At 44.2% G+C, this 12,694-nt stretch carries 11 protein-coding genes; 8 read left to right on the forward strand and 3 right to left on the reverse strand.

Annotation, left to right across the window (positions count from 1 at the left end):
• The first annotated feature begins 372 nt into the window (after positions 1-372).
• From Q4D72_RS10775 to Q4D72_RS10810, 8 genes are all read left to right on the forward strand, one after another.
• Positions 373-2,601 carry a patatin-like phospholipase family protein gene (locus tag Q4D72_RS10775; protein WP_303077870.1) on the forward strand — a complete coding sequence of 743 codons (2,229 nt, stop codon included), beginning with the start codon at positions 373-375 and terminating at the stop codon, positions 2,599-2,601.
• A 184-nt stretch (positions 2,602-2,785) separates the two neighbouring features.
• Positions 2,786-4,213 carry an L-serine ammonia-lyase gene (locus Q4D72_RS10780; RefSeq protein ID WP_303077871.1) on the forward strand — a complete coding sequence of 476 codons (1,428 nt, stop codon included), beginning with the start codon at positions 2,786-2,788 and terminating at the stop codon, positions 4,211-4,213.
• A 25-nt stretch (positions 4,214-4,238) separates the two neighbouring features.
• Positions 4,239-5,063: a dihydropteroate synthase gene (folP, locus tag Q4D72_RS10785; protein ID WP_303077872.1), complete on the forward strand. Its 825-nt coding sequence runs from the start codon at positions 4,239-4,241 to the stop codon at positions 5,061-5,063.
• Positions 5,060-5,626: a hypothetical protein gene (locus Q4D72_RS10790; protein ID WP_303077873.1), complete on the forward strand. Its 567-nt coding sequence runs from the start codon at positions 5,060-5,062 to the stop codon at positions 5,624-5,626. Before folP ends, Q4D72_RS10790 begins: the two co-directional genes overlap by 4 nt.
• A 13-nt stretch (positions 5,627-5,639) precedes the next feature.
• On the forward strand, positions 5,640-6,428 hold the full coding sequence (locus Q4D72_RS10795; protein WP_303077885.1) for a diadenylate cyclase: 789 nt from the start codon (positions 5,640-5,642) through the stop codon (positions 6,426-6,428).
• A gap of 22 nt (positions 6,429-6,450) precedes the next feature.
• Positions 6,451-7,725 (forward strand): DUF2851 family protein, encoded by a 1,275-nt coding sequence (locus tag Q4D72_RS10800; RefSeq protein WP_303077874.1) that lies wholly within the window; start codon positions 6,451-6,453, stop codon positions 7,723-7,725.
• A 115-nt stretch (positions 7,726-7,840) separates the two neighbouring features.
• Positions 7,841-9,181: a TlpA disulfide reductase family protein gene (locus Q4D72_RS10805; RefSeq protein ID WP_303077875.1), complete on the forward strand. Its 1,341-nt coding sequence runs from the start codon at positions 7,841-7,843 to the stop codon at positions 9,179-9,181.
• A gap of 72 nt (positions 9,182-9,253) precedes the next feature.
• On the forward strand, positions 9,254-9,841 hold the full coding sequence (locus Q4D72_RS10810; RefSeq protein ID WP_303077876.1) for a hypothetical protein: 588 nt from the start codon (positions 9,254-9,256) through the stop codon (positions 9,839-9,841).
• Positions 9,842-9,920: 79 nt separating this feature from the next.
• Here the strand turns inward: Q4D72_RS10810 and Q4D72_RS10815 are convergent, their stop codons facing one another.
• The 3 genes from Q4D72_RS10815 to Q4D72_RS10825 all read right to left on the reverse strand — a co-directional run.
• Positions 9,921-11,015, reverse strand: coding sequence for a CapA family protein (locus Q4D72_RS10815; protein ID WP_303077877.1), 1,095 nt, complete (start codon positions 11,013-11,015; stop codon positions 9,921-9,923).
• Between the two features lie 199 nt (positions 11,016-11,214).
• On the reverse strand, positions 11,215-11,601 hold the full coding sequence (locus tag Q4D72_RS10820; protein WP_303077878.1) for an HU family DNA-binding protein: 387 nt from the start codon (positions 11,599-11,601) through the stop codon (positions 11,215-11,217).
• A 239-nt stretch (positions 11,602-11,840) separates the two neighbouring features.
• On the reverse strand, positions 11,841-12,694 hold an 854-nt coding region (locus Q4D72_RS10825), incomplete at its 5' end, for a discoidin domain-containing protein (RefSeq protein ID WP_303077880.1).

Raw genomic sequence — 12,694 nt, forward strand, 5'->3', positions numbered from 1 at the left:
ATTATTAACATTTCACCGCTGATTAGACTCGTGTAACATTTTATTTTTAACATTTCACCGCTGAATTGGCTTTCGCAGAATCTGCGATGCATATTTCATCACTGATTTGGCTTTCGCAGAGTCTGCGATGCACATTTCACTGCTGAATTGCTTCGTGTTGTATTACCTTTGGCAAAGTTTTAAACTTTGCCAAAATTTTTTGTGTAAGTTTTTTGTAAAGTTTCAAGCTTTGCCAAGGGCTGTGGTGTCTATTTGGTTTTGGGCATTTATAAAATGGTTTTCCGTCAGGAAAAAATCTTAAAATTGTGAAAGTATTGCTTAAAAATTGGTTTTGATTTTTTCTTTTTATATCTTTGTGCAAACCTTTTACGAATGAGAATTATAGTTAGCATATTTGCCTTGATGAGTTTCGGTTGGGCATTGGCACAGCACGATACGCAACAGACCGACCTTAAAGTGGGGTTGGTGCTTAGCGGTGGCGGGGCAAAGGGATTGGCACACATCGGGGTGCTTAAAGTGTTGGAAGAAGCCGGCGTGCGGGTTGATTATGTTGGCGGTACCAGTATGGGAGCCATCGTCGGGGCGATGTACGCGGCGGGCTACTCGGCAAAGGAGCTTGATTCCATCTTTCAACAACTTGATTTTCAAAAAATACTGCAAGATGAAATTTCACGACGCGCCCGCTCATTGCACGAACGGTATTTGTACGACCGATATGCGGTGGCGCTTCCGTTTAATAACTTTAAGTTGGGCTTTCCGCGCGCCGTTTCAAAAGGGCAGAACCTTTATAATGAGTTTGTAAGGTTGCTTTATCCGGTGAGTGATACGTATGATTTTTCAAAACTCTCCATTCCGTTTTTGTGCGTGGCAACGAACATTGAAACGGGCAAGGAAGTGCTGTTGGAGAGTGGTTTTTTGCCCAAAGCAATAATGGCAAGCGGGTCGTTTCCGTCGCTTTTTGATTTGGTGGAGATTGACGGGCAGTTGCTTACCGACGGCGGCGTGGTGAATAACTATCCGGTTGATGAGATTAAAGCCAAAGGAGTGGATATTATCATCGGGGTGGATGTGCAAAGTGCGCTGAATGAACGGGATAAGCTGGCATCGGTTTTCGGGGTGCTTTCGCAGATTAGTTCCTTCCCGATGGTAAACGATATGTGTGAAAAATCACAAAAAACCGATGTGTACATAAAACCGGATATTGAAGGTTTTAATGTGATTTCGTTTGAAAAAGGGAGGATTATTATCGAAAACGGCGAAACCGAAGCCCGAAAACATTTTGAGCGACTCAAAGAAATAGCATTGAAGCAAAGAAAAAGTGAGCGCTTTGTGCAACCCGTCAAAAAAGTGGATTCGTTTTACTTGAAAGATGTTCATTTTCACGGTAACGAGCATTATTCACGGAGTTACCTGCGGGGGAAATTGCATTTAAAAGAACTCGACAAAAAAATTAGCTTTCAGCAGCTTGAAAACGGCATTTCAAACCTGATGGCAACCCGAAATTTCCATTCAATTCACCATCAAATACGCCATACCGAGCAGGGTGAGCATATTGATTTTCTGATACGGGAAAATCCGGAACGAACGTTTTTGAAATTCGGTTTGCACTACGATAATTTGTTCAAAACCGGATTTTTACTCAACTACACCAAGCATTACGCATTGCAAACCGATGATTTTTTGTCGCTCGACGTGGTGGTGGGTGATAATTTTCGGTATCAGTTTGATTACTTCGTGGATAAGGGGTTTTATATCAGTTATGGTTTTCGCTCGAAACTCAATCAGTTTTACCGAAAAATCGACCCTTCTTTGATAGCCAACTACGACATAGAGGTGTCAAAAATCAACAAACTCAATGTTGATGCGTTTGATTTGGTAAATCAGTTGTATTTTCAAACCCTTTTGGGCAACGGATTTGTGTTTGGTTTGGGCTTGGAACACCGCAAGATAAAAATCGAAACGGAAAATGTTTTTTATTCAAAAAACGATGTGCAGATGCCGTATCGTGAAAATTCACATTTTGGCAGCACGTATGCTTATTTAAAATACGATTCGTTCAATAATGCTTTTTTCCCGACTCGGGGTGTGTACTTTAATTCGCACTTCAATTTATACCTGTTGGGCAGTGCGTACGAAAATTTTAATCAGTTTTCAATCGGGAAAGCCGAGTTGGGGGTTGCCATTCCGCTGTTCCCGCGCGTGACTACCCGATTAACTTTTGACGGGGGCTTCACTTTGGGGAATTCAAACGTGTACTCACTTGATTTTTTCTTCGGGGGCTATAATAAAAACGCTTTCAGCAATTATATTCCTTTCTATGGCTATGATTTTTTGAGTTTCGGTGAAAAAAATTATCTGAAAGCCGACCTTACGTTGGACATCAATCATTATAAAAAACATCATATCTTGTTGCACGCCAACGTAGCCAAAGTGGATAATAACCTTTTCGAGAGTTTGAACTGGAAGTCGTATCCTGATTTTTCGGGCTACGGCATCGGGTATAGCATCGACAGTTTTTTAGGTCCGGTTGAACTCAAATGCACCTATTCGCCCGAGCTGAAAAAAGCCGTTTGGTTCTTTAATGTAGGATATTGGTTTTAAATTTTCCGTCTTTTTTAGGACGTAGAAAGCGTGAAAAAAAAGGAGAGGCACTTGGGCAGCAAGTAAAACACTGACTTTTAGATATAAGTTTTTAGGGGAAAAAGATTTATACCCAAAATATTAATTTTTTTTGCTTACTTTTGCATTTACGTAACGGAAAAATCAACAAATTAAATAAAACTCAATGGAATATATCAGCGTTTTTGATATGCTTAAAATAGGGGTAGGACCTTCCAGCTCACACACCTTGGGTCCGTGGCGCGCTGCCGAGGCGTTTGTTAAGGAACTCGCTGGGCAAAATCGGTTGCACACAACGCAAAAGTTGTGTGTGGATTTGTACGGCTCGCTTTCCCTAACCGGAAAAGGGCACGCCACCGATTTAGCTGTAATGCTCGGGCTTAGCGGTGCTGACCCCGAGTATGTACCCATTGAAAGCCTTGATGTTATCATCACGGCAATCAACAAAAATCAAGAAATTTATTTAGGAAACCAACGCATCATACAATTCAATCCGGAACAAGACATTGTCTTTAATCGTAATTTTTTGCCCTTTCACGCCAACGGCATTGCTTTCACTGCTTTGGGTGATGATTTTGAGTATCGCTCCGTGTTTTATTCGGTAGGTGGCGGATTTATCGTCAAGGAAGAAGAACAACAAAAAGAAATTGCCCTCACGGACGAACGAGTCAAAAAGTTTCCCTTCCCGATTGAAAAAGCAACCGAATTATTGGCGCATTGCACCCGAGAAGGCAAAAAAATTTCCGAAATTGTTTATGAAAACGAAAAGACCTTACGAAGCGAAGCCGAAATCCGTTCCGAGTTGCTCCGTATTTGGCATACGATGCTCGAATGCACCTATATTGGCTGTCATACCGAAGGCGTACTGCCGGGCGGACTCAATGTAAGGCGGCGTGCCTACGATATGCACAAAAATCTCATCGGTGTGGTAACCTATGACAGCCCTGCAAGTTGGCTCACCTCCATTAAAAAAACCGAAATTAAATTTCGCGAAATTCTCAAATGGGTGAATTGTTTTTCGTTGGCAGTCAATGAAGTCAATGCCTCGCTGGGGCGGGTTGTAACAGCGCCCACCAACGGAAGTGCCGGCGTGATTCCTGCCGTGCTTCTATACTATTTGGTGATTGAAAACCACAGCGCCACCGATGAAGATGTTATTCGCTTTTTGCTCGTGGCGGGTGAAATCGGGAGTTTGTTCAAAAAAGGGGCAACCATTTCGGCAGCGATGGGTGGTTGTCAAGCCGAAATCGGGGTGTCATCAGCGATGGCAGCCGCCGGACTTTGTGAGCTGATGGGCGGTTCGCCCGAGCAGGTAATGATTGCCGCCGAAATTGCAATGGAGCATCATTTGGGGCTTACCTGCGACCCCATCGGCGGATTGGTGCAAGTGCCCTGCATCGAACGCAATGCAATGGGCGCCATCAAAGCCATCAATGCCGCTGAACTCGCCATTGAAACCGACCCCAAAAATGCAAAAGTGCCTCTCGATAAAGTCATAAATACAATGTGGGAAACCGCCAAAGATATGAATTCCAAATATAAAGAAACCTCAGAGGGCGGACTGGCAGTAGCCGTAAGTGTTGCCGATTGTTAATGCAAAAACCTGAAACCGAATTAAAATGAACATCAATTGCAACGGAACGTTAGTGTCATTAAAAGTACCCAAGGTGATGGGAATTGTAAACGCCACGCCCGATTCTTTTTTTGAAGGAAGTCGCGTAACGCAAGCCGACCTTTTGCATCGTGTTGAAGAAATGCTCGTGCAAGGTGCTGATTTTGTAGATGTGGGCGGGTACAGTACGCGTCCGCAGTCCGGTGAAGTTTCCGAGTCGGAAGAGTTACGGCGCATTGTCCCGACCGTAAAACTGCTGATGCGTCATTTTCCCGATTTACGTTTGTCGGTGGATACCTTCCGAAGTGAAGTGGCGCGGCAGGCATTGCACGAAGGGGCGTCAATGGTCAATGACATTTCTTCCGGAAATTTCGACGAAAAAATGTGGCAGGTAGTTGCCGATTTTCAAGTTCCTTACATAGCGATGCACTTGCAAGGTACGCCCGAAACGATGCACCAACACACGGATTATCAAGATATAGTTCAAGAGATGCTGTATTATTTTTCCCGACAGAAGGCAAAAGCGCAGCAGTACGGCATTAATGATTTTATTATCGATCCCGGCTTTGGTTTTTCCAAAACGTTGGAGCAGAATTATGAAGTATTGCAAAAGTTGGATTTCTTCCGCAGGTTAAGCGTGCCGATATTGGTGGGTGTTTCACGCAAATCGATGCTTTATAAATTATTGAACACCACTGCCGATGAGGCTTTAAACGCCACATCAATAGTCAATACCGTTGCTTTGATGAAAGGAGCGAATATTTTACGGGTACACGATGTGAAGCAAGCCCGTGAATGTGTCAAAATAATTGAAAAAATCGTTGTATTATGAAAAAAATCATACTTTTTTTGCTGCTGTTGCCTTTGCTTGCCTGTAACAAACGCGCCGTGATGTTGCCACAGGTTTCAGGCAGTAACCTTCAAAAAGAAATTACCGACTATTCAACCATTTACATCTTTTTTGATGAACAAACACGGCAGGCACAACTCAACCGAAACAACCTGATAACCTCAACGCATTGGGTGTTTAACGTGGATAAGCGCCTGTCGCTTTTCGAGGTGGGCAAACAACTCGTTGATTTGCAGGAAAAGAAAAACAGCCCGAGTTTGCATAAAAATCCCGATTCGCGCAATTTCTTTTCGGTGGCGGATATGACCGAGCAGCAACTAAAACTACTTGAATTCACCAAAACCCAATTTGCTTTGACACCAAAAGGAAGTAAATCCGTTCAAAAAGGGCTGAGTGCCGATGAGCTAAAAATGTTTTCGGCTGCCGCCACGCTTGCCATCGAAACTGTTTCAATAAGCGGAGCAGTTTCCTTTCAAGATTTTATCGTATTTTTGCAAGCCATTCAGGAAAAAGGTATTTTCTTGAAGCAAATACACATAAATTAAAGTTACCGTTGTGCTGAAATTATTTGAGATATTAGATTTTTCAATAATAGATATTGTTGATATTCTGCTGGTTGCCCTGCTTTTGTACTACGTTTACAAGCTGATACGAGGCACGGTGGCAATCAACATCTTTATGGGGATTGTCATTATTTACCTCATCTGGAAAATTACCGAAGCCTTGCAAATGCAGTTACTTAGCAGTATTTTGGGGCAATTTATCGGGGTGGGGGTCTTCGCGCTGATTGTGGTTTTTCAGGAAGAGATACGCAAGTTTTTGCTCACCATCGGCTCAACGAATATCACGGCACGCAACAAGTTTTACAAAACCTTCCAATCGCTTAAACAAAACCGGAAGGGCGTCAGCCTCAATGTGCGCGACCTTATCTCGGTTTGTAAAAAGCTGGGAAGCACTAACACAGGGGCCTTGATTGTGTTGGAACGCAGCGTTCCGCTTGATTTTGTCAAGCAAACGGGCGATAAAGTGCGTATGGAGTTCTCAAAACCCATTATCGAAAGTATCTTCTTTAAGAACAGTCCGTTGCACGACGGCGCTATTATCATTCAAGGTAACACCATCGTTGCTACGCGCGTAATCCTGCCGGTGGCGGGCGAAAACGGACTTTCAAAACGTTACGGCTTGCGCCATCGGGCGGCAACCTCCATATCCGAGAAAACCGATGCCGCTGCTTTGGTGGTTTCCGAAGAAACGGGCAAGATTTCATACATCAAAAACGGAAAGTTCGTACCCTACCAAACCGATGACGAGCTGATAGGCATCATCAAAAAAGACCTCAACAACTAACTCCTCAAACCCGCTGCGAATTATGAAAGAAGCCTTTCTGCACTATTTGTGGAAGACCAAACAAATCCCGCAAAACAGCACGCTCACGTCGGGCGAACGCCTTCTGATTCAATCTTTCGGGACGCATAATGCACTTTCAGGACCTGATTTTTGTAACGTTCGTCTGCAAATAGGCAATCAGCAGTGGGCAGGAAACGTGGAAATGCACCTGAAATCATCGCATTGGTATGCACATCATCACGAGCAGGACAAGGCATACAACAACGTGATTCTGCACATAGTTTGGCAACACGATGTGGAGGTTTTTAACGGCAACGGACAGGTAATCCCCACGTTGGAGCTTCAAAACCAAATCGATACAGCGCTACTTGAAAGTTACAAAGGCTTGCTTTTCGCTCAAAATAACTTTATCCCTTGTGAAAAACACTTTGCCCAGGCACAGCAACTGCTCGGAGAGTCGTGGCACAAACGTTTATTTTCGGAACGCTTGCAACTGAAAAGCCAACTCATTGACGAGCTGCTTGCGCAAACCTATTCCGATTGGGAGCAGGTACTCTTTGTGATGCTTTTGAAAAACGTTGGCGGTAAGGTCAACGGCGATGCCTTTGCCGAGATGGGCAAACGGCTTGATTTTTCGGTCGTTCGTAAGGAGGCGCACAATCCGTTGCGGTTGGAGGCGCTGTTGTTCGGGCAGTTAAACCTGCTGGAAACACCGCACGAAAGCACGCATTACAAAGCCTTGTCGGCTGAATATCAGTATATGCAAGCCAAATATGCACTGGTGCCTTCATCGGGGGTGGTGCATTTCACGGGGCTTCGACCGCAGGGGTTCCCTACGATTCGCCTTTCACAATTGGCACAACTCTACGCACATCACAAGGCACTCTTCGCCCGAATGATGCAAGTGCAAAACCTCACCCAACTCAAAAAGCTCTTTGACATTGCCGCATCCGCCTTTTGGGATACCCACTACACCTTTGGTAAAACTTCGGCAAAGGCAAGCAAAAAAATCAGCTCGGCATTGGTGCAACTCATCTGGATTAACACACTCTTGCCCGTAAAGTACGCCTACTTTAAATCACTTCATAAGGACGTGTCAGACCAACTCTTGCTTGATTTACAACAACTTCCGCCGGAGAAAAATACGCTTATTGAGCAGTTTAAAAGCATTTCAACCCGTGTTAAATCGGCTTTCGATACGCAGGTTTTGCTGCAACAACACCGGTATTATTGCCTTCCCCGCCGTTGTTTGGATTGTGCCGTGGGCAGCTTTTTGCTCAAACATAGGGTGGTTTGATAAAGGGCTTGCCGAGGGGTGCAGAAAAAATAGTTGAAAAGATTTAGCGCCTTTGCTTTGGTGGAAAAAGAAAATATACTATCTTCGCAACGAATTTTAATTAACAATACGCTTTATGAAGAAGTTATTCATACTATCGCTTGCGGCACTGGGTATGGTTGCCTGCGAAAAGAAATCGGAACACATCATTATTTCCGGAAAGATTGCCAATTATGACGGCTCACAATTCCAACTTGTCGGTGCCGACGTTAACGAGCTTTTAAAAATCAGTTCAGACGGGAGTTTCTCTGATACCCTCACAAAACCAAGCTATTACACCCTGTTCAGTCAGCGCGGATTCTTCGTGCCTTTGTACTTAAAGCAAGGTGATGTGCTCAACATCGAGATTGACCCCGCCCAGATGCCTGCCGGTGTGAAACTATCGGGTAACGACACCATCGCTTCGGCTTATCTGCAACAAAAACTCAAACTCACCAATGAGTTGCAACAAGGTTTCCAAGCGATGTTCCACAAAACACCCGCTGAGTTTAAAACCGAGTTGGATAAAGTAAACGATCGATACGCTACCTTTTTGAAAAACTATAAGGGCTTGTCGAGTGATTTCATAGCACTTGAAGAGAAAGGCAACAAGTACTTTGAGTTGCACTTTAAGTCTATTTATCCGCGTATTCACCAAAATATATCTGAAACACCCATTGAGCTTCCAACCGATTTTGACGTTGAAATTGCGGCTATCGACTTTGATAACGGGGCAGACTTTGACCTCTACAACGAATACCAACAGTTGGTTGTCAATAATTTTTACAGCAAGTTAGCCCCCGATAACTCCAATTGGAGCGAGCTGATTGACTATATCCGCTCACTGAAATCGGCTAACATTCAAAAGCAATTAGCCGAGACGTTACCGCAAGGCTTGTCTGCTGGAAACACAACCGAACTGAACCAAAAAATCGTGGCTGCCTTGAAAGAGTTTTCAACAAAAGAAGATTTGATTAAAGAAGCCGAAGCAAAATTGGTAGGCTTTGAGAAGATTAAACCCGGAAGCCCCGCACCCGGCTTTGAATTTGAAAACATCGCCGGCGGAAAAACATCGCTCGAAAGCCTTAAAGGAAAAGTTGTGTACATCGACCTGTGGGCTACTTGGTGTATGCCTTGCATTCAGGAAATGCCTGCACTTGAGGCACTTGAAAAAGAATATCACGGCAAAGATGTGGCTTTTGTAAGTATTTCAATTGACCAAAACAAAGAAAAATGGGTGGAATACCAAAAGAACAATAAGCCCAAAGGAATACAGCTTTATGCCGATTTGCAAGCCGATACCGCTTTTGATGCGGCTTACCAAATTCAAACCATTCCGCGCTTTATTTTGATTGACAAAGCAGGAAATATCATCAATGCCGATGCACCACGTCCTTCAAGCACGGCTATTAAAGAGTTAATCAACAAACATTTATAGTATTCATCTAAGGAGAGGCTCGCTTTAATATGGCGGGCTTTTTCTTTTGTTTAACCCATATTTTACTGACAGATGAACCAAGTTATACGCACCTTATTACTTACTTTTTTTGTAGGGCTGCTGCAAGCTCAAGAGTTGCCCGCCGAAGGTTCGGTTCAAAAGAACGTAACGGGCATTCAAGCCGGCTTCTTCGGTGTGAACGCTTATAACGAGTTTAGGCTCACAAGCATCCTTGCTTTGCGCGCCGATATCGACCTCTATGCCGGTATTTTTTACGATAATAATAACAATGCCGTTTCACCGGTTGAGCTGTTTGACGGCGGTAAATGGGTGCTTACACCCATCATTACCCTCCAACCTAAGGTGTATTACAACATCAAAGGAAGGGCACATCGCGGGAAAAACATCCGCAATAACGGCAGTAATTACTTTTCATTTAACCTGAAATACGTGCCGAATTGGTTCGTTATTTCAAATAAAAAGGTAACACCCCTAACGCAGTTTTATGTGGTACCTACCTTTGGCATACGCCGAAACTTCGCTCAACACTTCAATTATGAGTTTAAAGCCGGCTTGGGTGGCGGCGTGGCATACCTTGATGACAGGGAATACGGCACGCCTTTCTTCGAGTTGAGTTTTAAAATAGGCTACGACTTTTAAGCAAAAAACACCTTATCTGGTAAGAATGATAAGGTGTTTTTTTATGTTGGATGTGCGCTAAAACGAATAAAAACCTACACTATTCCAATTCCTTAACAAAGTAACTCTCTAAAACATTGCGGGCATTGCCGATGAAAAGTTGCATTTCATCACGGCTTTTTTCACTCAGGGAAGGAAAACCTTGCTGCTCGTATTCCTTACACGGAAGCACCTCAAAATGAAAGTGTTTACTGCTTTCTTTGGGGTATTTATGCACCCAAACCAAATGATATCCGTAGCTGTTCAGGCGTGTGCTTTCGGCATCTTTGAAAAAAGTAAGTTCAAGCATTGCCCCACCGTCACAGTTGGGTTTGCGCTGGTTGGAGACGAAATTGCCTAGCGAGTACGCTACAAATCGCTCTTTATGCAGGCTCGTAGCCGGACGAAACTCCATCGGTTGCACCACGTGCGGGTGTCCGCCCACGATAACATCAACGCCGTTATCGAATAAAAACGCGGCTATTGTTTCCTGTTTTTCACTTTGTTGCAACTGATACTCAACGCCCCAGTGAATCATCACGATGAGTTTATCGAGTTGCTGTTGCTTGGCTTTTTGAATGTCGGCACGCATTGTGGGGTAATCAATGCGGTTTACGATGGTAGGTTCGGGTACGGGAAGTCCGTTTGTGCCATAGGTGTAGTTTAAAATACCGATGCGTATTCCGTTTTTTTCCAACACTAACAAGTTGTTTTTCTCACGGTCAGCTTCGTCGGTAAATGTGCCTGTACGGGCAATGCCCAACGAGTCCAATACCTGTAACGTACGGGTGATGCCTACTTTACCACCATCACACGAATGGTTATTTGCCGTTACCAATGCATCGATACCGCTTTGCAAACAGGCAACTGCCAAGGCATCGGGCGATGAAAATCGGGGATATCCCTTGTAAGGTTTTCCGGCAAGGGTAACTTCAAGATTGCCGATGGTGAAATCAACCCGAGCAAAATGATGCTTCACCTTGTCGAATACGGGCAGGTAATCATAGCTTTGTGTTTGGCGATTGTATGCCCCGTCAATTTGCGGACTATGCCCCATTATATCTCCTAAAAACAGTAAAGACAGGCTGTTACCTGCCTGCTGTGCCTTGCTTGTAAAGGCTGTGATGAGCAATAAAAAAAGAAGATTTTTTTTCATTGAAACCGATGTTTTAAGTTATGCGCACCGATGTAATCAGTATTCTATAAGCTATATTGTATGTATCAAAAATGGTAGTTTCTAATCAATAAAACGTCTGTGCGGCTTGCACCACGTTAGGTTGTAAAGAAAACCACACGTGGTTTTGGGTAAAAGCACGTGTGGTTTTTGCCGTAAGCACGCTTGCTTGGCGTGCAAACTATTTTTTCTTTTCAAAACCGGCAGCTTTCATCGCATCGATGATTTGCGCACCGGGTCGGTAATTGACCCCTACGGATTTGATTTGGGCAGCGGTAAACTCCTTTTCAGTTGCCGTACCATTGCTGCTCAGCGTAGGGTAGAGCGTGCCTAACTTTTCCAAGCGTACAATCTTTCCGTTGGAAAGTGCGTTCTGCACCACGTTCTCCAAAGCGATAATCACACCGCGAATATCCGCTTCACTGAACGATGAAAATTTCTCAATCTGCTTTACCAAATCGGTTATGGTAAGCTCGCCATCGTTTGCCACATTGGCATACCATTTCTTAGTCCCGCCGCCGGCAACACCGGGCTGACCCTTTTCCATCACTTTATACTTGATGCTCATAAGACAAAAATTAAGTTGTTAAACAATTGTTTTAAAGGTTCGTTTTTTAAAAAGCTACCGGCATTGTGCCGTAAACAACACGCAGTCCGTAAAAACTTTTGGGCAAAGTTATAAAAGAAAAACGAAACATCCAACTAAAAAGCAAAAGAAAATAAGTCCGTTTCGTAAAATAATTTCACGAGGGGACTTACTTTCTTTTTGCTGACCTGTGCCGTGCTATATATAATGGTGTAGGGTGCTTATTTTGTAATGATACCGATTTCGGCAAAGGAAGCCCGCTTGGAGTCATCGGTTACCGCTTTGGAAGTCAGCCGAATGAACCGTGCTTTTTGAGCAGGAAAACCGATGCGTTGCTCAATGGGGTTGTTTTTGATGTTGCCAAACTCGCCCTCAATAACTTTTGTCCAACGGTTGCCGTCGAGGCTCACCTCAAATACATACCGGCTGATAGTGCCTGATGCCCAGCGGTCTTGTGAGGGCAGGTAGGTGAAACCTGTGAGGGTGTGTTCTTCACCCAAACTGATGGTAATGAACTTATCCCCCTCGGTTGCCGTTGTGGTGAAAGCCGTTACAGGGTTGTCATCAATGGCTTTTTCGGCTTCTTTAAAGTTGCCACCGCTTACGCCCACCACACGCCACTGTTTTTTGGCAACGTCAATGGGTAGCGTAATAACGTCGCTGAATTTGTTTTGCACCGCATCAAAGGTTACGGCTTTAAGTGTAACAGGGTGCGTCGGTGTGAAGGGTTGTTCATACCGAAGCGATTGTCGGGTAGGGGTGCTGCCGTCAAGGGTGTAAAAAATAAGAGTCGAAGCATCGGCAGGGGTGAGTGTAATTACACCGTCCTTGCTGCGTTTGAACTTTGGGGCAACCAACAGGCTAGGGGCGTTGTAAATACCCATTGAGGCAATCACGGGCAGGTCTTTGGCGTCTTCAACGGTAAAACGGACTTTGGTTGCCGTTACCGGTTGGAAGCGCAAGAGGCGTTTGTATCCGATGGTTGTCTGTCTGTCAATAAGTTGCCACGTTCCGTTGTGCTCATATTCCAGCTTAAATCCTTTGATACGTTGCCCCAGTTTGATGTACTCCTGTA

It is taken from the genome of Capnocytophaga sp. (assembly GCF_030532915.1).
In the GTDB taxonomy this organism is placed as follows: Bacteria; Bacteroidota; Bacteroidia; order Flavobacteriales; family Flavobacteriaceae; genus Capnocytophaga.